14 protein-coding genes are annotated in these 24,193 nt (G+C 74.8%); 13 read left to right on the top strand and 1 reads right to left on the bottom strand.

The genetic code is table 11. The annotated features are described in order from the left end of the window. The first annotated feature begins 13 nt into the window (after positions 1-13). From ACIGG8_RS32605 to ACIGG8_RS32545, 13 genes are all read left to right on the top strand, one after another. On the top strand, positions 14-3,481 hold the full coding sequence (locus ACIGG8_RS32605; protein ID WP_396552280.1) for an amino acid adenylation domain-containing protein: 3,468 nt from the start codon (positions 14-16) through the stop codon (positions 3,479-3,481). Positions 3,482-3,485: 4 nt separating this feature from the next. After that, positions 3,486-6,065 (top strand): condensation domain-containing protein, encoded by a 2,580-nt coding sequence (locus ACIGG8_RS32600; RefSeq protein ID WP_396552279.1) that lies wholly within the window; start codon positions 3,486-3,488, stop codon positions 6,063-6,065. Between the two features lie 28 nt (positions 6,066-6,093). Then, positions 6,094-8,892 carry an excinuclease ABC subunit UvrA gene (gene uvrA / locus ACIGG8_RS32595; protein ID WP_396552278.1) on the top strand — a complete coding sequence of 933 codons (2,799 nt, stop codon included), beginning with the start codon at positions 6,094-6,096 and terminating at the stop codon, positions 8,890-8,892. Then, a complete protein-coding gene (locus tag ACIGG8_RS32590; protein WP_396552277.1) occupies positions 8,873-10,414 on the top strand; it encodes an amino acid adenylation domain-containing protein in 1,542 nt (513 codons plus the stop codon). The genes uvrA and ACIGG8_RS32590 overlap by 20 nt, the downstream gene beginning before the upstream one ends. A 140-nt stretch (positions 10,415-10,554) precedes the next feature. After that, a complete protein-coding gene (locus ACIGG8_RS32585; protein WP_350523429.1) occupies positions 10,555-11,715 on the top strand; it encodes a hypothetical protein in 1,161 nt (386 codons plus the stop codon). 42 nt (positions 11,716-11,757) lie between these two features. Further along, positions 11,758-13,047 (top strand): nucleotide sugar dehydrogenase, encoded by a 1,290-nt coding sequence (locus ACIGG8_RS32580; RefSeq protein WP_396552276.1) that lies wholly within the window; start codon positions 11,758-11,760, stop codon positions 13,045-13,047. Further along, positions 13,040-14,020 carry an NAD-dependent epimerase/dehydratase family protein gene (locus tag ACIGG8_RS32575; protein ID WP_350523427.1) on the top strand — a complete coding sequence of 327 codons (981 nt, stop codon included), beginning with the start codon at positions 13,040-13,042 and terminating at the stop codon, positions 14,018-14,020. Before ACIGG8_RS32580 ends, ACIGG8_RS32575 begins: the two co-directional genes overlap by 8 nt. After that, positions 14,017-15,096 (top strand): glycosyltransferase family 4 protein, encoded by a 1,080-nt coding sequence (locus tag ACIGG8_RS32570; RefSeq protein ID WP_396552275.1) that lies wholly within the window; start codon positions 14,017-14,019, stop codon positions 15,094-15,096. Before ACIGG8_RS32575 ends, ACIGG8_RS32570 begins: the two co-directional genes overlap by 4 nt. 167 nt (positions 15,097-15,263) lie before the next feature. Then, a complete protein-coding gene (locus tag ACIGG8_RS32565; protein WP_396552274.1) occupies positions 15,264-16,427 on the top strand; it encodes a DegT/DnrJ/EryC1/StrS family aminotransferase in 1,164 nt (387 codons plus the stop codon). Then, positions 16,424-18,310, top strand: coding sequence for a beta-galactosidase trimerization domain-containing protein (locus tag ACIGG8_RS32560; RefSeq protein ID WP_396552273.1), 1,887 nt, complete (start codon positions 16,424-16,426; stop codon positions 18,308-18,310). The genes ACIGG8_RS32565 and ACIGG8_RS32560 overlap by 4 nt, the downstream gene beginning before the upstream one ends. After that, positions 18,307-19,185, top strand: a complete 879-nt coding sequence (locus tag ACIGG8_RS32555) for an amidohydrolase family protein (protein WP_396552272.1) — start codon at positions 18,307-18,309, stop codon at positions 19,183-19,185. The genes ACIGG8_RS32560 and ACIGG8_RS32555 overlap by 4 nt, the downstream gene beginning before the upstream one ends. Next, the gene (locus ACIGG8_RS32550; protein ID WP_396552271.1) at positions 19,182-20,225 is read left to right on the top strand and encodes an alcohol dehydrogenase family protein; all 1,044 of its coding nucleotides are present in this window, start codon (positions 19,182-19,184) and stop codon (positions 20,223-20,225) included. The genes ACIGG8_RS32555 and ACIGG8_RS32550 overlap by 4 nt, the downstream gene beginning before the upstream one ends. Beyond that, on the top strand, positions 20,222-23,386 hold the full coding sequence (locus tag ACIGG8_RS32545) for an amino acid adenylation domain-containing protein (protein WP_396552270.1): 3,165 nt from the start codon (positions 20,222-20,224) through the stop codon (positions 23,384-23,386). The genes ACIGG8_RS32550 and ACIGG8_RS32545 overlap by 4 nt, the downstream gene beginning before the upstream one ends. Positions 23,387-23,403: 17 nt before the next feature. Here the strand turns inward: ACIGG8_RS32545 and ACIGG8_RS32540 are convergent, their stop codons facing one another. Further along, positions 23,404-24,189, bottom strand: a complete 786-nt coding sequence (locus ACIGG8_RS32540) for a thioesterase II family protein (RefSeq protein WP_396552269.1) — start codon at positions 24,187-24,189, stop codon at positions 23,404-23,406. Positions 24,190-24,193 lie beyond the last annotated feature (4 nt).

Raw genomic sequence — 24,193 nt, 5'->3', positions numbered from 1 at the left:
AGTGCGACGCACCATGTCGCTGATCGATCTGCTGGCCCGCCTGCGCGAGCAGGACATCCACCTGCGGGTGGAGGACGGAAAACTGCGGTACAGCGCCCCCGCCGGGGGACTCCCCGACGGGCTGCGCGCCGAGATCACCGCGCACAAGGGTGAGCTGATCGCCTTCCTGGCCGCGGGAACCGCCACCGACGGGCCGCGGCCGGTGCCGCGCCGCGCCGACGGCACCCACCCGGCCTCGCCGGTCCAGGAGCGGCTGTGGCTGCTCGACCGGATGGAGCCCGGCAACCCCTCGTACCACATGCCGGCGGCGGTCCGGCTGACCGGCACGCTCGACGCCGGGCTGCTGGAGCAGGCCGTCAACCGGATCGTGGCCCGGCACGAGGTGCTGCGCACCTCCTTCGAGGACCACGGCGGCCGTCCCCGCCAGCGCGTCGACGCCGAGCGGCACGTCCCGCTGGTCCGGCACGACCTGCGCGACCTGCCCGAGCCGGAGCGCACCGCCGAGGTCGCCCGCCGCTCGGAGGCCGAGGCGGCCGCCCCGTTCGACCTCGCCGCGGACCCGCTGATGCGCACCACCCTGCTGCGGACCGGCGACGACGAGCACGTCCTGCTGCTCACCCTGCACCACATCGTCGCCGACGGCTGGTCGGTGTCCGTCCTCGCCGACGAACTCGCCGCCCACTACCGGGCGCTGACCGAGGGCCACCCCGCGGACCTGCCGGCCCTGCCGGTCCAGTACGGCGACTACGCCGCCTGGCACGCCGAGTGGCTGGAGAGCGACGCCTGCGCGGCCCAGCTGGACCGCTGGCGCACCCGCCTCGGCGGCGAACTGCCCGACCTCAACCTGCCGTTGGACGTGCCCCGGCCCGCCGTGCGGACCTTCCGGGCCGGCCGCGCCGAGCGCACCGTCCCGGCCGCGACGGCCGACGCGCTGAACCGCGTCGCCCAGCAGTCCGGGGCCACCCGCTTCACCGTCATGCTGGCCGCCTTCAAGGTGCTGCTGCACCGCCTCAGCGGCCAGGACGACCTGATCGTGGGCATCCCCGAGGCCGGCCGCACCCGGTCCGAGATCGAGCCCCTGGTCGGCTTCTTCGTCAACACCCTGGCGCTGCGCACCGACCTCTCCGGCGCCCCCACCTTCCGCGACCTGCTCGCCCAGGTGCGGGACACCGCCTACGACGCCTACGCCGACCGCGACCTGCCGTTCGAGCGGATCCTGATCGACCTGCAGCCCAAGCGGCGGCTCGACCGCACCCCGGTCTTCCAGGTCTTCTTCAACATGGTCCCGTTCGCCGAGCAGCGCCTGGAGCTGCCCGGCCTGAGCGCGAGCTTCCTGCACGTCCCGGACGCCGGCGCCAAGTTCGACCTGACGCTGTACGCGGGCCTCGACGGCCGCGACCTCACGCTCGTCCACAACGCCGACCTCTTCACCGAGGAGCGGGCCGGGCAGCTGCTGGACCAGTACGTCGCCCTCGTCGAGCAGATCGCGGCCGACCCGGACCGTCCCGTCCCGTCGTACAGCCTGGTCACCGACCGGTCCCGCGAGGTGCTGCCGGACCCGGCCCGGCCGCTCGCGGCCGGCTGGTCGGGCGGCATCGCCGAGGCGTTCGCCGAGCAGGCGCGCACCGCGCCGGACCGGGTCGCCGTCGAGGAGCCGGCCGGAACCTGGACGTACGGACAGCTGGCCGAGCGCGCCCACCGGCTGGCCCACCGGCTGCGCGCCGACGGGGTCGCCCCCGGCGACGTCGTCGCCCTGTACGGGCCGCGCGGAGCCGCACTGGCCTGCGCCATGCTCGGCACCCTCGCCGCCGGGGCCGCCTTCCTGGTCCTGGACACCGCCGAGCCCGCCGCCCGGCTCGCCGAGCAGACGGCCCTCGCCGCCCCGCGCGGCTTCGTGCGCACGGACGGCGCCGAGGCCCCGGCCGAACTCCTCGACCGGGCCCGGGAGACCGCCGTCTCCACGCCGGTGCTGCCCTGCTGGGACGAGCTCGCCGAGCTGCCCGCCGACCCGCCGGCGCTCGACCTCGGCCCCGGCTCGCCCGCCTACCTGGCCTTCACCTCCGGCTCCACCGGCCGCCCCAAGGCGGTGCTCGGCACCCACGGGCCGCTGGCGCACTTCACCGCCTGGTACCGGGACGAGTACGCGCTCACCGCCGAGGACCGCTTCGCCCTGCTGTCGGCCCCCGGCCACGACCCGATGCTGCGGGACGTCCTCGTCCCGCTCGCGCTCGGCGCCACCGTCTGCGTCCCCGACCACGCCGCGCTGCCCGGCCGGTTCGCCGACTGGGCCGACGCGCAGCGGATCACCGTGGCCAACCTGACCCCGGCGACCCTGGAGTACCTGCTCGGCGGCCGGGCCGCCGAGCGCACCGCCCCGGCCCTGCGCCACCTGTTCTTCGGCGGCGACCGGCTGCGCGGACACCACGTCACCCTGGCCCGGTCCCTCAACCCGGACGTGGTGTGCGTCAACTTCTACGGCGCGACCGAGACGCCGCAGGCGATGAGCGCCCACCGGGTGCCGGCCGGCGAGCCCGCGGCCGAGATCCCGCTCGGCCCCGGCACCCCCGGCTCCCAGCTGGTCCTGCTCAACGCGGCCGGCGTCCCGGCCGGCGTGGGCGAGCTCGCCGAGATCCACGTCCGCTCGCCCCACCTGTCCGCGGGCTACCCGGCGGACCCGGAGCTGACCGCGGCCCGGTTCCTCACCAGCCCGGTCACCGGCGACCCGGCGGACCGCTGGTTCCGCACCGGCGACCTCGGCCGCTACCTGCCCGACGGCACCGTCCGGTTCTGCGGCCGCGCCGACCGCCAGATCCAGATCCGCGGCTTCCGGGTGGAGCCCGCCGAGGTGGAGGCCCGGCTGCGCGAGCACCCCGGCGTCGCGGACTGCGTGGTCGGCGTGCCGCGGGCGGAGGACGCCGACGGCGCGGACCCGCGCCTGGTCGCCCACTGGACGCCGGCCGGCGCCTCGGCGCCGACCGTCCGGGAACTGCGCGAGCACATGGGCGCCGTCCTGCCCGACCACCTGGTGCCCGCCGCCTTCGTGCGGCTCGACGCCCTCCCGCTGCTGCCCACCGGCAAGGTCGACGTGTCGGCGCTGCCCGCGGCGCCCGCCGCCGAGCGGGACGCGGACGAGCCGTACGCCGCCCCCGTCACCGAGGTGGAGAAGGCCCTCGCCGCCATCTGGGAGGACGTCCTCGGGGTGGAGCGGGTCGGCCTGAACGACGACTTCTTCGCGCTCGGCGGCCACTCGCTGCTGGCCACCGTGGTCACCCACCGGGTGCGCGAGGCGCTCGGCGCGGAGATCGCCGTCCGGGCCCTGTTCGAGGACCGCACCGTCGCCGGGCTGGCCAAGCTCGTCGAGCAGCAGGGCGACGCGGAGAGCGCCGGGGCGCCCGGCCCCATCCGGTCGGTGGCCCGCACCGACGCCGGCCTGGACGACCTGCTGGCCCGGCTGGGCGCCCTGACGGACGGGGAGGGCTGACCGGATGCGCTGGACCGAGAAGCTCGCCGCCCTCGCCCCGGCGGACCGCAACCGGCTGGGCCGGCTGGTGGAGCAGGAGGGGAGCGTCATGAACCTCTTCCCGCTCTCCTACACCCAGGAATGGGTGTGGTGGAACAGCCGGCTGCAGCCCGCCTCGCCGATGTACAACGTCGCCGCCACGCTCCGGCTCGACGGCCCGCTCGACAGCGCCCTGCTGGACCGGGTGCTGCGCGAGATCGTCACCCGGCACGAGATCCTGCGCACCGGCTTCCACGTCCTCGGCCGCACCGCCGTCCAGGCCGCCGAGGAGCCCCCGGCCGGCCCGCTGATCACCGAGCACGACCTGCGCGGGGTGCCGCAGGAGCGGCGGGAGGCCGAGACCCTCGCGCTGGTCGGGCAGGAGCGGGCCCGGCCGTTCGTCCTCGCCGAGGGCCGGCTGCTGCGGGCGCTGCTGCTGCGCACCTCCGACGACACCGCGCTGCTCGCCCTGACGACCCATCAGATCGCTTTCGACGACTGGTCGATCGGCGTCCTGGTGCGCGAGGTGGGGGAGCTGTACGCGGCCTTCCGGGACGAGAAGCCCTCCCCGCTCGCGCCGCTGCCGGTGCAGTACTCCGACTTCTCGCTGTGGCAGCGGCAGTGGATGGACGAGGCCCGGATGGAGGCCGAGTTCGGCTACTGGGAGTCCCGGCTGGGCGGCCTGCCCGCCCTGCTGGACCTCCCGGCCGACCTGCCCCGGCCCGCCGTCCGGTCCTTCCGCGGGCGGGTCCTGGACCTCCCCCTGGACGAGGCCGTCACCGAACGGCTGCGCGCGCTGTGCCGCGCGGCCGGCGCGACCACGTACATGGCCCTCACCGCCGTCTTCCACCTGCTGCTGCGCCGGGCCACCGGGCAGTCCGCGTTCGCCACCAGCACGCTCACCGCCTACCGGACCCGTCCGGAGGTGGAGCACGTGATCGGCGACTTCGGCAACATGATCGCCGTCGTCGCCGCACCGGACGGGCCGGGCACCACCTTCGCCGACCTGCTGGCGGCCACCCGCGGCGCGGTCCTGGAGGCCCAGGAGCACGCGGACATGCCCGCGCACCGGATCACCGGCCGGCTGCGGCCCCGGCGCGAGGACAGCCACAACCCCCTCACCCAGGCGATGTTCCTGAGCGTGCACGCGATGAACTCCGTCGCCGGCGCGGACCTCGGGGACCTCCGGGTGGGCTTCGCCCGGATCGGCGAGCCCACCGCGTCCAGCGCCTTCGACGTCGAGGTCCGGCTGGTGGAGAAGCCGGACACCCTCACCGTGCAGTTCGTGCTCGCCGAGGACCTGTTCACCGCGGCCGGCGCCGCCCGGCTGGTGGCCCAGTACGAGGACCTGCTCGCCGCCGTCCTGGACGACCCGCAGGCCGCGACCGACGCGCCGGCCGCGCCCGCGCCCGTCCTCCCCGCGGCCCCGGCCGCCGACGCCGGCGCGGCCGAGGGCGTGGCCGAGGCGGTCCGCCGCACCGCCGGACTGCGGCCGCAGGACCCGGCGCTGGAGACCCCCGGCGGCCCGGTCGGCTACCGGGAGCTGTGGCAGCTCGTCGCCGAGGTGCCCCAGGGCTCCCCGGCGGACGGCCCACTGCCGCTCGCCGACGTCGCGCCCACCCCGGACTCCGCCGCCCGGCTGCTCGCCGCGCTCCGCGACGGCCGGGGCGTCGACACCGGCGCCGGCGTGCTGCTGGAGCCCGCCGTGCTGGCCGCGCTGGCCCGGCTGTGGGCCGACCGGTGCCAGGCCGGGCCGGGCGCCCGCTGGCTGGCCGCCGCCCCCGCGGGCACCGCGACCGCCCTGCTGGAGCTGCTGGTGCCGCTCTGCGCCGGGGCGACGGTGGTCCCCTCGGACACCCCGGACGGCCTCCCGGCGCAGGGCGGCGTGGACATCGCCGTCCTGCCGGCCGAAGCCCTGCACCGGGTGGCCCCCGGGGCCGCGGCCGGGCTGCGCACCCTGGTCCTCACCGGCCGGCACGGCCGGCTCCCGGAGGCCCCGGCCGGCGCCGCGGGGCCGGCGGTGCTGCGCGCGGTCGGCCCGGCGGGCCTGGAACTGTGGCCGGTCCCGGCCGGAGCCGACCGCGGCCGCGGACCCGCCCTGGCCGCCCCGGCCGCCGACACGGCGGACCCGCTGCACCGGTGGCCCGCGGACACCGCCGGGCGCCGGGTGCTGCCCGGTGCCGTCGGCGAACTGCGGCTCGGCGGACCGGCGGTGCCCGGCGGTGAGCTCGCCACCGGACTGCTGGCCCGCGAGGCCGCGGACGGCGGCCTGGAACTCCTCGGCGCCGCCGCCGACCAGCGGGTCGACCCGACCGGCTACACCGTCCGGCCCGCCGAGAGCGCCTGGGCGCTCACCTCGCTGCCCGAAGTCGCCGACGCCCTCGTCGAGTTCGACGCCGACGGCGTGCTGACCGCCCGGATCGCCCTGCGGCCGGCGGGCGGCCCCGGCCCGGCCCCCGACGCGGCGGCGCTCACCAAGCGCCTGCGCACCCTCCTGCCCGGATACCTGCGCCCCGCCCGGCTGGTCGTCGACCCGCCGGCCGGCGGGCCGCACCCGCACCACTGAACGAGTCAAGGAAGAACCGGAGAACGCATTGAGCAAGGCCGACCACAGCGGCGGGACGACCCCCGCCGCACCCGATCCGCGCGACTGGATCGTGCTCCGGGGAGTCCGGGAGCACAATCTGCGGATCGAGGAGCTGGCGGTGCCGCGGCACGGGGTGACGGTTTTCACCGGCGTCTCGGGCAGCGGCAAGTCCTCGCTGGCCTTCGACACGATCTACGCCGAGGGCTACCGGCAGTACCTGGACAGCCTGTCCGCCTACGTCCGCCGCAAGCTGCCCAAGGTCCCCAAGCCGGCGGTGGAGTGGATCAGCGGCCTCAGCCCCACCGTCGCCATCGAGCAGCGGACCATCAGCCGCAACCCCCGCTCCAACGTCGGCACCATCACCGAGATCTCGGACCGCCTGCGGCTGCTGTTCGCGCGGGCCGGCCGGCACGAGTGCCGCGGCTGCGGGCAGCACATCCACCCGCGCGACGTCGGCGAGCACCTCGGGGCGCTCGCGCAGGCCGCCGCCACCGGGCCGCTGGAGCTCTACCGGCCCGCCGTCGAGGACGAGCCCGGCGGGCGCGTCCTGCTGCTGCCCGCCGCCCCGGGCGAGGACGACCTGGCCCGGGCCCGGCAGGCCGTCGAGGCGGCGCACCGCGACGGCAGCCCGCTGGTCGCCCGCCGCGACGGCAGCACCGTCCGCCACCTGACGGCCGGCTGGATCTGCCCCGACTGCGGCACCGAGGCCCGCGCCACCTCCTCGCACTGGTTCACGCCCAACTCCCCGGCCGGGATGTGCGAGGAGTGCCAGGGCCTCGGCTTCACCTACCAGGTGGACCCGGCGCTGCTCGTCGGCGACCCGGAGGCCTCCGTCCGCTCCGGCGCACTGACCTTCTTCGGGGACCGCACCCGCAGCAAGAAGACCTGGTGGCCGCTGCGCGAACTGCCCGCGGTGCTCGAACTCGCCGGTGCCGGACTGGACACGCCCTGGCGCCTGCTCCCCGAGGGCGTGCGGGAGCTGGTCCTCACCGGCGCCACCGCGCGGCCGCTGCCGGAGCCGCTCGCCCGGGAGCTGGAGCGCAAGCCCTTCGACGGGCTGGCCCAGCACCTGGAGCGGCTGTTCCGCGAGGCGGACTCGCCCGAGCGCAAGTCCTTCTACCAGGTGTTCATGGCGGCCCGCGGCTGCACCGACTGCGGCGGCACCCGCCACCACGCCGAGGCGCTCGCGGTGCGCCTGGCCGACCTCAACATCGCCGAGGTGAACGCGCTGCCGGTGGCCCGGCTGGCCGAGTGGCTGGAGGCCGTCCGCGCCGAGCTCGCCACGACCTTCCTCGCCGAGCTCGCCGAGGAGCTGCTGGTCCAGATCGGCACCCGGCTGACGTTCATGCTCGACGTCGGCCTGGGCTACCTCTCGCTGGACCGCTCCGCGCCCACCCTGTCGGCAGGGGAGGGGCAGCGGCTCCGGCTGGCCCGGCAGCTCGGCTGCGGGCTGGTCGGCGTCACCTACGTGCTCGACGAGCCGTCCATCGGCCTGCACGCCAAGGACAACTCCCGGCTGATCGCGCTGCTGCGGCAGCTGGCCGACGCGGGCAACACCGTGCTGGTCGTCGAGCACGACCAGGAGACCATGGAGACCGCCGATCACCTGGTCGACCTGGGCCCGGGCGCGGGCACCCGGGGCGGCCTGGTGATCGCGGCCGGCCCCACGGCGGAGGTCGTCGCCCACCCGGACTCGCGGACCGCCGCCTACCTGCGCGGCGAGCTGGTCGTCGGTTCGCCCCGGGCCGGCCGGCGCCGCCCCGGGGACGACTGGCTGACCGTCCGCGGCGCCCGGCTGCACAACCTGCGCGGGGTGGACGCCGCCATCCCGGTGGGCCTGCTGACCTGCGTGACCGGGGTGAGCGGCAGCGGCAAGAGCTCGCTGATCACCCGGACCCTGCAGCCCGCCCTGGAACAGGCCCTGACCCACCGGCGGGCCCCCACCGGGCCGTTCACCGAGCTGGCCGGCTGGGAGCGGTTCAGCCGGGTGGTCACCGTCACCCAGGAGTCCATCGGCGCCTCCTCCCGGTCCACGCCGGCCACCTACGTGGGCATCTTCGACGAGATCCGCAAGCTCTTCGCGAAGACCGAGGAGGCGGTCCGCCGCCGCTGGTCCACGGCGATGTTCAGCTTCAACACCGAGAAGGGCGGGCGCTGCGACCGCTGCGCGGGCAAGGGCACCATCCGGATCGAGATGCTCTTCCTGGCGGACTTCTCGGTGCGCTGCCCCTCCTGCGACGGGCGCCGCTACCACCCGCGGGTGCTCGAAGTCGCCTACCGGGGGCGGGACATCGCCCAGACCCTGGACCTGGAGGTCGCCGAGGCGCTGGAGGCGTTCGGGGACATCCCGGCCGTCGCCCACCCGCTGCGGATGCTCTGCCAGGTGGGGCTCGGCTACCTCAGGCTCGGCCAGGACACCACCACCCTCAGCGGCGGCGAGGCCCAACGCCTGAAGCTGTCGCGCGAGTTGATGCGCCGCGACGACGGCCGGACGCTCTACCTGATCGACGAGCCGACCACCGGACTGCACTTCTCCGACGTGGAGGTGCTGCTCGGGGTCGTCCACGACCTGGTGGACCTGGGCAACACCGCGGTGGTCATCGAGCACAGCGTCGAGTTCGCGGCGGCCTGCGACTGGATCGTCGACCTGGGCCCGGGCGGCGGCGAGAACGGCGGCGAACTGGTCGCCGCCGGGCCGCCGGAGCAGGTGGCCGCCCACCCGAAGAGCGCGCTGGCGCCCTATCTGGCCCGCCAGCTTCACGTCATGTCGAGCAGAGGAGGACACAGTGCCGGCACCGAGCGCTGAACCGGTCATCGACGTCGTCGCCGCGTTCGAGCGGTGGGTGGTCCGCGAGCCGGGGCGGCCCGCCGTCACCGGCGAGGGGCGGACCTGGACGTACGGCGAACTGGGGGCCGCGGCCGACCGGGTCGCCGGGCACCTGCGGGCCCTCGGCATCGGGGCGGAGAGCCGGGTCGCCGTGCTCGCCGGCCGCACGCCCGAGATGCTCGCCGGCCTGGTGGGCGTGCTCAAGGCGGGCGCCGCCTACGTCCCGCTGGACCCGGCCTACCCGCAGGACCGGATCGGCTACATGCTCGACGACTCGGGCGCCGCGGCGGTGCTGGCCGAGCGGCGGCACGCCGGCACGCTGGCGTACGGCGGCCCCGAACTCGTCCTGGAGGAGCTGGTGCGGGGCGGCCCCGACGGGCCGGAGACCCCGCCGGCCGACGCCCCGCCGCTGATCGGCGACCAACTCGCCTACGTGATCTACACCTCGGGCTCCACCGGCCGCCCCAAGGGCGTGCTGGTGCCCCGGGCGGCGATGAGCGAGTTCGTCGCCGCCGCGGTGGCCCTGCTGGGGCCGGTCGCCGAGGTCACCATGGTGGCGACCTGCCCCACGTCCTTCGACTTCTCGGTGTGCGACATCTTCGCCCCGCTCCACGCGGGCGGCCACGTGATGCTGGCCCAGGACGTGTTCTCGCTGGTCGAGCCGGACGGCTGGGTGACCGGGGACGCGGTGTGCGCGGTGCCGTCCGCGCTGGCCCAGATGGTCGCCCTGGGCGGCCCGCCACCGCGCGTCAAGGCCGTCCTCACCGGCGGCGAGGCGATGCCCAGGGCCCTGCTCGCCGAGCTGCGGGCGCGCGGGGTGACCCGGGTGTTCAACATCTACGGGCCGACCGAGGCCACCGTGTCGGCCGCCGCCACCCTGCTGGACTGGGACGACGAACTGGTCTCCATCGGCACGCCGTTGCCCGCCGTGCACGCCTACGTGCTGGACGAGGACCTGCGGCCGGTGCCCGACGGGACCTCCGGCGAGCTGTTCGTCGGCGGCGCCCAGGTCACCCGCGGCTACCAGGGCCGTCCCGGGCTGACGGCCGAACGGTTCCTTCCGGACCCGTTCTCCGGCGAGCCGGGCGCCCGGATGTACCGGACCGGGGACAGCGTGCGCCGGCGTCCGGAGAGCGGCCTGCTGGACTACTTCGGGCGGCTCGACGCGCAGGTCAAGGTGCGTGGCTTCCGGGTCGAACTCGGTGAGATCGAAGAGGCGTTGACATCGTGCCCCGGTGTCGTACAGGCTGCGGTAGTACTCCGTGACGATCTTCCCGGCGGCCCCCGCCTGGTGGCGTACACGGCCCCGGCGGACGCCTCCGCGCCGACCGGGGAGCAGCTGCGGGACCACCTCAGGCACAGCCTGCCGGAGCACATGGTGCCCGGTCAGTTCGTCACCCTGGACGCACTGCCGCTCACCCCCATCGGCAAGCTCGACCGCAAGGCGCTTCCCGCGCCGGCCCTGCGCCGCTCCCGGGCCGAGGTGCTGCCCGGCCGGTGACCGCGCGGAGCAGAAATTCCGCGGAACATCCGGAATTCCAATTCCCATCTTTCTTGCACGAGCCGGACACGATAAGCTCGCCGCATACTGACCAGGGCTTCTGGGAATTCATTCCAGAGCCTGTTGGAGGTTGAATACCTGTGCGCCTTCTCGCGATCGAACGGGACCAATTCGAGGACCGTCTGAGGGAGATTTTCGGGCCGCGGATCACCCCGGTCGAGGAATCCTTCGACATCATCCAGAAGTACAAGGACGGATCGTTCGCCATGGGCCACATCGGCCTCATGCTCTACGCGAACGGATACAATCTCCGCGGCGCCAGCAGTAAGTACCCGAACGGGCTCGTCTACCACGACGGGACCAACATCTTCGGGGTCGGGTACTTCAGCAAGGAGGGGCACGTCGCCAAGCACCTCCACATCGTCGCCCCGAAGGGCCCGACCCGGATCGAGGCGGTCCGGGAGTTCATCGCCACCGTCCGCGCGGCCGGCCTGGCCCGGGAGTCGGTGTACGTCCGGCACCTGTCGGCCGAGGACCGCGACGCCTTCCTGGGCGCCGGGTTCACCGGGATCGACACCGACCCCTGGCACCTCGGTGCCCCGGAGGAGGACGAGACCTACCCGAACCGGGTCTACTACCTGGACGAGGTCTTCGACCAGGCCGAGGACGGGACGCTCCAGGTCGCCAAGCTGGCCGGCGAGGAGCGGCGGAAGTACAAGAACAAGAACAAGATGGCCTACCGGCGCTTCGAGAACTTCCTGGAGCGCAACCCGCACCTCTCCTTCCAGATCGAGCCCTACCACTACTCCGGGCCCGAGAAGGAGAGCGCCCGCGGCGTCGTCGAGAGCTATTTCCAGGCGCGCCGCGAACAGGGCACCGTCGTCGGTTCCACCCCCGAGGACTACCTCGCCATCGTCCGCGTGAAGCCGGGCGGCGACAACGAGCGGGACTACTTCTCGTACCTCGGCAACATCGTCACCGAGGACGGCGAGAAATTCCCCGCCATGTTCTTCGCGGGGGAGCGGATCGGCGAGCAGCGGGCCGCCCTCTACTGCACCATGACCATGCGTTTCCGGGAGCGGCTGACCGGGCTCTTCAAGGACAGTACCGGATTCACCGCCATTCCCCAGTACGTCTGGCTGACCGTGTTCCGGCTCATGTGGGCGCAGGGCATCCGCGAGGTGGACGCCGGCGGTTCCGAGGTCAAGGGCCTCGACGACCAGAAGCGCCAGCTGGGCGGAAAGCCGGAGAAGACCTTCTGGGTCGTCGGGGCCGCCGCCGGCGACCCGTCGGCCGCGTGATGTGACCCGTTCCAACTCGAAGGGGAAGTGATGGAGTCAACCATGTCCAACGCCGACTACGACGTCTGCGTCGTCGGTCTGGGATACGTCGGTGTCACGCTCACCGCGGCCCTGCTGAAGACCGGCAAGAGCGTCCTGGGCTACGAGTACAACAAGAAGGTCGCCGAGGACCTCGACGCGGGCGTGCTCCAGCTCGCGGAGCCCGGCGTCGAGGAGGTCTTCCGGGACGCCGTCGGCACCCGGCTGAAGGTCACCTCCGAGCTGGGGGCCGGCGCCCTCCCGCCGGTGGTCATCATCTGCGTGGGCACCCCGATCGAGGTCGACGGCACCGAGCCCAACCTGCGCCACCTGCAGGCGGCGGTGGAGACCATCGCCGACGGGATCGACGAGAACACCCTGGTGATCGTCCGCAGCACCGTGCCGGTCGGCACCACCCGCAACCTGGTGCTGCCCGTGCTGCAGCGCAAGGTGGCGCAGCCGCTGGTCGCCTTCTGCCCCGAACGGACCATCCAGGGCAAGGCGTTGGACGAGCTGCTGTCGCTGCCGCAGATCGTCGGCGGCATCAACGACGAGGCCGTGCGCCGCGCCACCGAGCTGTTCGCCTCGCAGACGCCCACCGTGGTGCCGGTCTCCTCGGTCGAGGCCGCCGAGATGATCAAGCTGATCTGCAACTGCCACACCGACCTGATCTACGGGTACGGCAACGAGGTGGCGCTGATGGCCGAGAAGCTCGGCCTCGACGCGGTGGAGCTGATCAAGAGCGCCAACTTCGGTTACCCGCGGCCCGACCTGAGCCTGCCCGGCTTCGTCGGCGGCAGCTGCCTCACCAAGGACCCGTACCTGCTGATGCACGCGCTCAAGCCGCACGGCCACACCCCCGGCATGATCGCCGCGGCCCGGCAGCTCAACGAGTCCCTGCCGCGCCGGATCGGCGAGCGCGTGCTGGCCGCCCTGTGGGAGCAGGGCTGCGACCCGGCCACCGCCCGGGTGCTGGTCTCCGGCTTCGCCTACAAGGGCCAGCCCGAGACCGACGACCTGCGCGGCTCCGCCTACGAGGGCCTGCTCGACGTGCTGCGCGGCCGCGTCGGCGAGATCGTCGGCCACGACTTCGCCGTCCCGGACGAGCGCATCGCCGCACTCGGCGTGCGCCCGGTGGACCTCGCCGAGGGCTTCGAGGGCACCCACGCCGTCGTCATCCTGAACAACCACCTCTCCTACCGCGACCAGGACATCGACGCGCTGGTGGCCACCATGGCGCCGCCCGCGGTGGTCTACGACACCTGGCGCATCCTCCCCGCCACGTCCAACGTTATGAGGCTCGGCCATGCGTAAGAAGATCCTGATCACGGGCGGTGCCGGATTCATCGGCATGCACCTGGCCCGCCGGCTGGCCGACGAGCACGACGTCACCGTCGTCGACGACTTCAGCCGCGGCCGCCAGGACGACGAGCTCGACGAACTCCGCTCCAAGGTCACGGTGTTCACCCACGACCTGACCCTCCCGCTGCCCGCGGACCTGCCCCGCGACTTCGACGAGGTGTACCACCTCGCCGCCGTCGTCGGCGTCGTCTACTCCAACCAGGAGCCGCAGCGCGTGCTGCGCACCAACCTGCTCTCCACCATCCACGTGCTGGACTGGTTCAAGGAGCTGGACGGTGCCACCCTCTGCTTCGCCTCCTCCAGCGAGGCGTACGCGGGCAGCGTCACCGCCGGCGTGGCACCGGTGCCGACCCCCGAGGACGTGCAGCTCGTCGTCTCGGACCCGACGGTGGCCCGCTCCTCGTACGGCTTCAGCAAGATCGCCGGCGAGCTGCTGTGCCGCAACTACGCCCAGGCGTACGGCTTCCCGCTGCGCATGGTGCGCTTCCACAACGTGTACGGGCCGCGCATGGGGTACGAGCACGTCATCCCGCAGTTCATCGAGCGGCTGCTCGGCGGCGCCGACCCGTTCGAGATCTACGGCGCCGACCAGTTCCGGGCGTTCTGCTACGTCGAGGACGCCGTCGAGGCCATCGCCGCGCTGACCGCCCTGCCCACCGGGGACACCCTCCTGGTCAACGTCGGCAACGACCGCGAGGAGATCCGCATCGACGACCTCGCCAAGGTGGTCTTCGACGTCGTCGACCGGCACCCGGCCCTCGACGTCCACCCCGCCCCGCCGCTCTCGCCGGAGCGCCGCGTCCCGGACATCTCGCTGCTGCGCTCGCTCACCGGCTACGAGCCGAAGACCGACCTGCGCGAGGGCGTCCGCCGCACCTACGAGTGGTACGCCCGCGACCGGGCCGCTCGGAAGCAGCAGTCATGACCCACGTGCGCATCGTCCACCGCGGCTACTTCCCGGCCCGCGCCGGCGCCGAGGCGATGGCCCAGAACCTCGCCGAGTCGCTGGCCCGGCGCGGCCACCGGGTCGGGCTGTACTGCAGCAGCATGGACGAGGAGTCGGCCCGGTGGATGACCGGCGCCGGAGTCGAGGTCGGTGTGCTGCCGGCCTCGGCCCCGCCCGCCGAGCGGCCCGACGTGGTGCACGCCTTCGACAGCGTCTGGCCGGACTACCCGCAGGCCGCGCTGCGCCTCGCCCGCGACTGGGACGTCCCGTTCGTGTTCACCCCGGCCTCGGCCGCCGGCGTGTGGCAGGACCGGGAGGCCGTCCTGGACGTCGCCCGGCAGGCGGACGCCGTCTTCGTGCTCACCGAGGCGGAGCGCCGGCTGTTCGTCGAGGCCGGCGTCGACCCGACGGCCCTGCACCTCAACGGCCAGGGTCCGCAGTTGAGCGCCGCCGAGCCCGACGGCGCGGCCTTCCGGGCCCGCCACGGCATCGACGGGCCGATGGTCCTCTTCCTCGGCCGCAAGATGCGCAGCAAGGGCTACCACCTGCTGCTCCAGGCCGCCCGCAAGGTGTGGGCGGACCACCCCGGGGCCCGGTTCGTGTTCGCCGGCCCCGACTGGGACGAGGACTGCGCGGAGGTCTTCGCCGCCCACCGCGACCCGCGGATCCTCGACCTCGGCATGGTCGAGGAGGACGAGAAGGCCGACGCCCTCGCCGCCTGCGACGTGTTCTGCCTGCCGTCCACCGTGGACGTCTTCCCGCTGGTCTTCGTCGAGGCCTGGGTCAACGGGAAGCCGGTCGTCTCCGTCACCTTCGACGGCGGCGAGGAGGTCGTCCGGCACGGCGTGGACGGACTGCTGTGCGAGCCCGACCCGGACGCCGTCGCGGCGGCCGTGGTCCGACTGCTCGCCGACCCCGCCGAGGCGGCGGCCCTCGGGGCGGCCGGCCGGACCCGCACCGAGCGCGAACTCAGCTGGGACGCGGTGACCGACCGGTACCAGGCCGTCTACGACCGGCTCACCGCACGCACCGCCGGCCCGGCCGGCACCCCTTAGGCCGTCCCCTCCGGATCCCGCCCGAACGGCGGGGGCCCCGGGGGACGACCCGCGCGTGCTGCCGAGCGGCCCACCGCCGGCACCACCGCACCGTGCCCGATGCACACGCACGCGGCACCCGAACGAACACCGCGCACCACCGGCGCGCGGGGGGATGGTGGATAGAGATGTCCGACTGGAAGGTAAACCTGTACCGGCCCCGGCTCGGCGACGCCGAGTCCGACGCCGTGGCCGCGGTGATGCGCTCCGGCTGGCTGTCCAACGGGCCCGTGACCCGTGAGTTCGAGGAGGCCTTCGCCCGGACGGCGGGCATCGAGGACGCGGTCGCGGTCAGCAACGGCACGGCCGCCCTGCACCTGGCCTTCCTCGCCCTGGACCTGGGCCCCGGCGACGAGGTCGTCCTCCCGTCGCTGAGCTTCGTCTCCGCGGCCGCCGTGGTCACCCTGTGCGGTGCCACCCCGGTCTTCGCCGACATCACCGGCCCGGACGACCTGTGCGTCGACCCCGCCGACGTCGCCGCCCGCATCACCCCCCGGACCAAGGCGATCGTCGCCATGCACTACGGCGGACACGCGGCCGACCTGCCCGCGCTCGCCGCCCTGGCCCGCAAGCACGGCGTGGCCCTCGTCGAGGACTCCGCGCACGCCCCCGCGACCCGCTCCGCGCACGGCGTGCTGGGCACCGTCGGCGACATCGGCTGCTACAGCTTCTTCGCCACCAAGAACCTCGCCACCGGCGAGGGCGGCATGGTGGTCGCCCGCGACCCCGAGGTGCGCGAACGGATCCGCCGGCTGCGCTCGCACGCGCTCACCGTCAGCGCCCAGGACCGCCACCGCGGCGGCCCCTCGCTGTACGACGTCGACTCCTTCGGCCTCAACTACCGCCCCACCGAGCTCGGCAGCGCGATCGGACTCGTCCAGCTGGCCGACCTGCCGCAGCGCCAGGTCCGCCGCCAGGAGATCGTCACCCGCTACCTCAAGGGCCTCGCCGGCACCGAGGGCCTCGGCCTGCCCTTCCACGACCGGCCCGCCGAGCTGGCCGCGCACCACCTCTTCGCGGTGCTGCTGCCGGACGGCGACGCCCGCGGCGCGATCCAGGACGCGCTGCGCGGGGCCGGCGTCCAGAGCGGGGTGCACTACCCGCCCACCCACCTCTTCACCGCCTACCGGGAGCGCTTCGGCCACCGCGAGGGCGACCTCCCGGTCACCGAGGAGGTGATGGACCGTCAACTGTCGCTGCCGCTGCACGTCGACATGACCGACGACGACACCGACCTGGTGGTCCAGGCCCTCCGGGACGCCCTCGCCGACGCCCCCGGGGCCGGCGCGTGACCCCGAACCCCGCCCACCGCTACACCCTCGTCGACGGGGGGTTCCGGCGGGACGGCGCGCCGTACTTCAGCGTCGGCTTCAACTACCACCCCTCGCCCGCCGGTTGCGACTACTGGCGGGACTGGGACCCGGAGCGCCTCGACGCCGACTTCGCCCGGATGGCCGAACTCGGCTTCAACACCGTCCGCTTCTTCGTGTTCTGGGCCGACTTCGAACCGGAGCCCGGCGTCTACGACCCGGTGGCCACCGAGCGGCTGCGCACCTTCGGCTCCCTTGCCGCCCGGCACGGCCTGCAGTGCCTGCCCTCGCTGCTCACCATCTGGATGAACGGGCAGCGCTTCGACCCGCCCTGGCGGGCCGGCCGGGACCTCTGGCACGACCCCGGGATGACCGAGCGCCAGCTCGGCTTCGTCCGGCACGTCGTCACGGCCCTGGGCGGGTCCGCCGACGTCCTCGCGTACGACCTCGGCGACGAGGTCATCCACGTCGACCAGGCCGCCTCCGGCGCGCTCGGCCCCGAGGGGGTCCGCCGCTGGTGGGGCCTGCTCGCCGACGCCGTCCGCGAGGCCCACCCCGGGGCGCTGGTGCTGCAGGCCAACGAGGCGTCCGCGGTCACCGGCACGCACGCCTTCCGGCCGGAACACGCCGAGCCGCTCGACCTGGTGGGCCTGCACGGGTTCCCGGTGTGGAGCCCGTTCCACGTGGAGTCCGTCGCCGCCCCCAAGGCCGGCGCCCTGGTGCCCTACCTGGTCCGCCGCGGCCGGGAGCACCGGCCGGTGCTGGTCGACGAACTCGGCAGCTACGGCTGCGACGAGGAGACCGCCCGGGACTACCTGCGGGTCGCCGCCCACGCCGCGCTCGCCGCCGGGGCCTGCGGGGTCATCGTCTGGTGCTGGCAGGACTTCACCACCGAGGCCAAGCCGTACGCGCTGCGCCCCAACGAGCGGTTCGTCGGCCTGCTGCGCGCCGACGGCACGCCCAAGCCGGCCATGGCGGCCTTCCGGGAGTTCGCCGGCCGGGCGACCGGCGAACTGGCCGGGTTCCGGCCGCTGCCGGCGCCCGTCGGCGTCCACCTGCCCGAGCACCGGGAGGAGGGCGACGCCGGCTACCTCGCCTCCGGCGGCTCCGACGCGGCGGCCGGCTTCTACGCCGCCCAGCTGCTGCAACGAGCCCACCTGCCCTACGAGTTCACCGCAGGCCCGCCGGTCGCGCCCGGCACCCCCGGTGGCCACCGGCTGCTGATCTGCCCTTCCGTCCGCCACATCACCCTCGACGGCCAGCGGGCGCTGGCCGACTACGTCGAGGCGGGCGGCGTCCTGCTGTACACCGGCGGCGACCTGCTGCACGGCTTCGGCGGGGAGGAGCTGTTCGGCATCCGCATCACCGACTTCACCCTGCGGGTCGAGGACGCCGACTCCTTCACCTGGCAGGGCACCCGCTACCCGCTGGTGCGGGAGGCCGGCCAGCTCCCGGTGCTCGCCGCGACGACCGCCACCGTGCTCGCCGCCTTCCCCGACGGCTCGCCCGCGCTCACCCGCCACCGCTACGGCCGGGGCGTCGCGTACCACCTCAACGCCCCGTTCGAGCAGCAGCTCAACGCCCCGCACCGGCTGGACGAGGCGTCCTGGCACCGGCTCTACGCCGACGTCGCCGCAGCCGAGGGCCTCACCGACGAGCTCGTCACCGGGCCCACCGTCGACAGCCCCGAGGTCGAGGTCGGCGTCCTGGGCCGCGGGGACGAGCGGTGCGCGCTGGTGATCAACCATGCCCCCCGCCCGGTCCGCACCACCCTGCACCACGACGGCCGGGCCGAACTGCTGGACCTCGGACCCAAGGCCGTGCACCTGGCCACCTGGACGGAAGGACGGAGGGCCGGCGCGTGATCATCGACGCCCATGTCCACGCCGGCGAGTACTACCGGCACTACACCGCCTCCTTCGCCGAGGAGATGATGGCCACCACCGGCATGCCGCCGGAGGCCCTGACCGCGCCCGAGACCGCGCTGCTCGCCCACATGGACGAGGCCGGTGTGGACCGGGCCTTCCTCCTCGCCTTCGACGTCCGTCGGATCGAGGGGTTCAAGGTCCCCAACGAGTTCGTCGCCGACATCTGCGCCCGCCACCCCGACCGGTTCACCGGCTTCGCCTCGGTCGACGCCGGCACGCCCGGCGCCGCGGCCGAACTCCGGCACGCCGTCACCGAGCTGGGGCTGTCCGGGCTCAAGACCGCCCCCTGCTACCTGCGGATGTCACCCGCGGACCCGCTCTGGAACGACGTCTACGAGGTCGCCCAGGAACTGGACGTCCCGGTCCTCGTGCACACCGGCTACACCCCGGCGAAGAAGGCCGACCCGCGGTACTTCTCCCCGCGGCTGCTCGACCGGGTCGCCGGCGACTTCCCGGGCCTGCGGCTGATCCTCGCCCACCTCGGCACCCCCTGGACCGACACCGCGCTGGACCTGATGTCCCGCCACCCCCGGGTGTACGCGGACCTGTCCATCTTCAGCTGGTACCGGCCCGCCGCCACGGTCGCCGCCGCCCTGGCCAGGGCCCGCGCCCTCGGCGTCCTGGACCGCCTGCTGTGGGGGACCGACCACCCCTTCTGCACCATGACCGACTCGGTGTCCCGGATGCGCGAACTCGCCACCGACGACTCGCTGTGGCCCGACGGCACCGCACTCACCCCGGCCGAACACGCCTCCCTGATGGGCGGCGCGGCGGCCGGGCTCCTCGCCGAGACCAAGAGGGGGCTCCTGTGAAGACCCTGCAATGGCACGCCCCCTACGACGTACGGGTCGTCGACGCCCCCGTCCCCACCCTGACCGCCCCGGGCGACGCCCTCGTCCGGGTGGTCCGGTCCGCCGTCTGCGGCACCGACCTGCACCCCTACCGCGGTGAGATCCCCGGCTTCACCCCCGGCACCGTCACCGGCCACGAGTTCACCGGCGTGGTCGAGGAGACCGGCCCCGCGGTGCGCGGCTTCCGCCCGGGCGACCGCGTGGTGGCCTCCGACGTGATCGCCTGCGGCGGCTGCTGGTACTGCCTGCGCGGCTGGCACTACCAGTGCGCCGAGGTCGGCCTGTTCGGCTACGACACCGTGGTCGGCAGCACCGCGGTGGCCGGCGGCCACGCCGAGTACGTCCGGGTCCCGTTCGCCGACACCGTGCTGTCCGCGATCCCCGACGAGGTCTCCGACGAACAGGCCCTGTTCGTCGGGGACATCCTCGCCACCGGCTACGCCGCCGCCGACCGCGCCGGGATCCGGCCCGGCGACGTGGTCGCCGTGGTCGGCTGCGGCCCGGTCGGCCTGATGGCCCTCAAGGCCGCCCAACTGATGGGCGCGGCACAGGTCCTGGCGATCGACCCGGCCGAGAGCCGGCGGGCGGCCGCCGCGGCCCAGGGCGCGGTGCCGCTGGACACCGGCGACGACCTCGCCGAGCGGGTCCGCGCGCTGACCGACGGGCGCGGAGCCGACGTCGCCCTGGAGGCCGTCGGCGTGGACGCCTCCCTGCGCAGCGCGCTGGAGATCGTCCGGCCGCTGGGCACCGTGTGCGCCGTGGGCGCGCACGCCTCGGAGGCCATGCCGATGCCCACCGGCCTCGCCTTCGGCAAGGAACTCACCCTCCGGTTCGCCGTCGGGGACCCGATCAGCTCCCGCGACGGGCTGATGCGGCTGATCCGCACCGGACGCATCGACCCGACGTTCCTGATCTCCCACCGGCTCCCGCTCGCCGAGGCCGTGGAGGGCTTCGAGCTGTTCGACGCCGGCCGCGCCACGAAGGTGGTCCTCGTCCCGTGAACCCCCTCCACCTCCCCGCGGACGGGCCGGCCACCCTCCCCGCCCTGCTGGCGGAACGGGTCCGCCGCACGCCCGACGCCCCCGCCCTCGACTGCGGCGGCGCCCGGCTCGGCTACCGCGAACTGGACCGGCGGGCCGGGCTGCTGGCCCGCCGGCTGCGCGGCGCGGGCGTCGGCCCGGACGTCCCGGTCGGCATCCACCTGCACCGCTCGGTGGAGCTCGCCGTCGCCCTGCTCGCCGTCCTGAAGGCCGGCGGCGCCTGCGTGCCGCTGGACCCGGGGTACCCGGCCGAGCGGCTCGCCTTCGTCCTCGGCGACGTCGGCGCCCCGGTCCTGCTCACCACCGCGGGCCTCGCCGACCGGCTCCCCGGGCACACCGCCCGCGTCCTGCTGGTCGACGGGCCCGCCGAGGACCCGGCCGAGGAGGCCGGCCAGGGCCCGGCCGAGCCCGGACTCCACCCCGAGCACCTGGGCTGGATCGCGTACACCTCCGGCTCCACCGGCCGCCCCAAGGGCGTCCCGCTGGGCCAGGCCGCGCTGGCCGCGCTGGCCCTCGGCATCGCCGACCGGCTGGAGCTGACCCCGGCCGACCGGGTCCTGCAGTTCGCCTCCATCGGCTTCTCGGTGGCGGCCGAGGAGGTCCTGTCCACCTGGGCCGCCGGCGCCTGCCTGGTCATGGACCCGGCCGAGGAACTCGCCGACAGCGCCCGGCTGCTCGCCCTGATCGAGCGCGAACGCGTCTCGGTGCTCCAGCTGACCCCGTCCTACTGGTACGAGTGGCTGCGCGAGCTCGACCGCGGGCAGGGGCCGGTCGCCCCGCCCTCGCTGCGGCTGCTCGTCGTCGGCAGCGAACCCGTCGCCGTCGACCGGGTGGCCGACTGGTGCGCCACCGGGGTCCGCCTGGTCCAGGAGTACGGCGCCACCGAGGCCACCGTCTCCCAGCTGCTGCACGAGACCGCGGCCGGGCCGCAGGAGATCCGCGGCTGGGACCGGCTGCCCATCGGCACCCCGCTGCCCGGGGTCCACGCCCACGTCCTCGACGAGCGGATGCGGCCGGTGCCCGACGGCGACCCGGGGGAGCTGTACCTCGGCGGCCCCGGGGTGTCGCGCGGCTACCTCGGCCTGCCCGCCCTGACCGCCGACCGGTTCCTGCCCGACCCCTTCACCGACCGGCCCGGCGGCCGGATGTACCGCACCCGCGACCTGGCCCGCCGACTGCCCGGCGGCGCCCTGGAGTTCCTCGGCCGGATCGACTACCAGCTCAACATCCGCGGCATCCGGATCGAGCCCGGCGAGGTCGAGAACGCCATCGGCCAGTTCCCCGGCGTCCTGGAGAGCGCCGTGCTCGCCCGGCCCGACGACACCGGCGCCGAGCAGCTCGTCGCCTGCGTGGTGTGGACGGGGGCCCCGCAGGTCCGGGCCCTGCGCGCCCGGCTGCGCGAGGTGCTGCCGCCGGCCCTGGTGCCGGCCCGGTTCGCCGCCCTGGACGGACTGCCGCTGAACGCCAACGGCAAGGTGGACCGGCGCGCGCTGCGCATCCTGCAGCTCGACCTCGCCTCCGGCCGGTCGGACGCCGGCGCGACCGCGCCGCGGACCCCGCTGGAGGCCGAGCTCACCGAGGTCTGGGAGGAGGTCCTCGGCACGGCACCGATCGCCGTGGACGACGACTTCTTCGAACTCGGCGGCGACTCGCTGACCGCCGTGCGGCTGGCCGCGGCCTGCCGCGCCCGGCTCGGCGCGGACGTCCGCCAGCGCACCCTGTTCCAGGCGCCCACGGTGGCCGCGCTCGCGGCGGAACTCGAACGCGCCGTCCCGCCGGCCGGGACGGCCGCCGCACCCGGTGCGGCCGGCGCGGAACCTGCCGGGCCCGCCCCGACCTCCTACGCCCAGCAGCAGATGTGGCTGCTGCACAAGCTCGCCCCCGGCTCACCCCGGTTCAACGAGCCGGTGGTGCTGCGGATCGCCGGACCGCTGGACCGGGCGGCGCTGCACACGGCGCTCGGCGGTCTGGTCGCCCGGCACGGCGCCCTGCGCACCGTGTTCGCCACCGAGGACAGCCTGCCCGTGCAGGTCCTGCGGGACCCGTACCGGCCGGACCTCCCGCTGCTGGACCTGACCGGCCGCGACGAGGAGGCGGTGGCCGGAGCGGTGGCCGGGCTGGTCCGCGAGCCGTTCGACCTGACCCGGGGCCCGCTGCTGCGGGCCACCCTGGTCCGCCGCGCGGCCGAGGACCACCTGCTGGTCCTGGTCCTGCACCACATCGTCTTCGACGGCCGCTCGATGGAGGTCCTGTTCGACGAGCTGGGCCCGCTGCACGCGGCCGCGGCGGCCGGCACCGACGCCGACCTGCCGGCCCCCGCCCCGGAGTACCGGGACTGGGCCCGCGAGCAGCGCCGGCAGGCCGCCGAGCAGGGCTGGGACGCGCAGCTGGCGTACTGGCGCAAGCAGCTCGCCGGCGCCCCGGAGACCACCCGGCTGCCGGTGGCCGCGGACGCTTCGGCGCCCGCCCCCGGCCGCGGCGCGGTGCACACCTTCGCGGTGCCCGCACCGCTCACCGCCCGGCTGCGGGAGCTCGCCGGCGCCGAGCGGGCCACCCTGTTCATGGTCCTGCTGAGTGCCTTCCAGGAGCAGGTCCACCGCGCCTCGGGCGCCCGCGACCTGGTCGTCGGCACCCTCACCTCGGGCCGGGACCGGCCCGAACTGGACGGCGTCGTCGGGATGTTCGTCAACACCCTGTGCCTGCGGACCGAGCTGGAGCCGCAGCGCTCCTTCCGCGACCTGCTCGCCCGGGTGCGCCGGACCGTGGGCGAGGCGCTGGCCCACCAGGACGTGCCCTTCGAGCGGGTCGTGGAGGAGCTGCGGCCCGCCCGCGGCCGCGGGCACAGCCTGTTCTTCCAGCTGATGTTCACCTTCGGCAGCACCCCCGCCCGGGGGCCCGAACTGCCGGGGACGGTCACCACGGTGGTGCCCTGCGACACCGGCACCGCGAAGTTCGACCTCAGCCTCGCGCTGGACGAGGACGGCGCGGGCGGCCTCACCGGCCGGCTGGAGCACGACCTCCACCGGCTCGGCCCGGACGCCGCCCGGGACTTCGCGGACGGCTACCTCGCCCTGCTGGAGCGGGTCGTGGCCGACCCCGGCCACCGGGTGGGTGCCGGATGAGCCGCACCGCGCCGCCGTCAGGCCTGCGGGCCGTCCGCGCCGGGCAGCCGGCGGGCCACCTCGGCCAGCAGCGCCCGCTCGTGCTCGCGCAGGTAGAAGTGGCCGCCGGGGTACGTCAGCACCTCGTGCCCGGCGTTCGTGACCTCGGCCCAGCTGTCCAGCTCGGCCACCGGGCAGGCCGGGTCCTGCTGCCCGCCGAACACGGTGACCGGCACGTCCAGCAGCTCGGTGGGCGCGGCCGGCTGGTAGCGGTCCAGCATCGTGTAGTCGGCGCGCAGCGACGGCATCAGCAGGTCCCGCATGTCCGGGTGCTCGTAGACGTCGGCGTCGCTGCCGGACAGCGCCCGGACCACGGCGATCAGCGAGGCGTCGTCCAGGCCGGGCCGGCGCCGGCCGCCGTAGCCCACGTGCGGTGCGCCGCGGCCCGACACCAGCAGCCGCGCCACCCGCTGCCCGCCGTCCCGCTGCAGGTTGCGGGCGGTCTCGTAGGCGACCGCCGAGCCCATGCTGTGCCCGAACAGCACCAGCGGCAGGCCGGTGTGGGCCTTGAGGGCCCGCGTCGCGGCGTCGGCCAGCTCCGGCAGCGACTCGAAGCAGGGCTCGGCTATCCGGTTCTGCCGTCCCGGGTACTGCACGGCCAGCACCTCGACGCCGTCCGGCAGTTGCCGCGGCCAGTCCAGGTAGCTGGTCGCGGAGCCGCCCGCGTGCGGGAAGCACACCAGCCGCACCCGGGCGCCGTCGACCGGATAGCGCCGCAGCCAGGGATCGGAGTTGTCCACCTTCGGACGCCGTGCCACGACCATGACC

Source organism: Kitasatospora sp. NPDC085464 (genome assembly GCF_044541955.1).
Classification (GTDB): domain Bacteria; phylum Actinomycetota; class Actinomycetes; order Streptomycetales; family Streptomycetaceae; genus Kitasatospora.
This window is presented reverse-complemented; position numbering and strand designations above follow the sequence as displayed.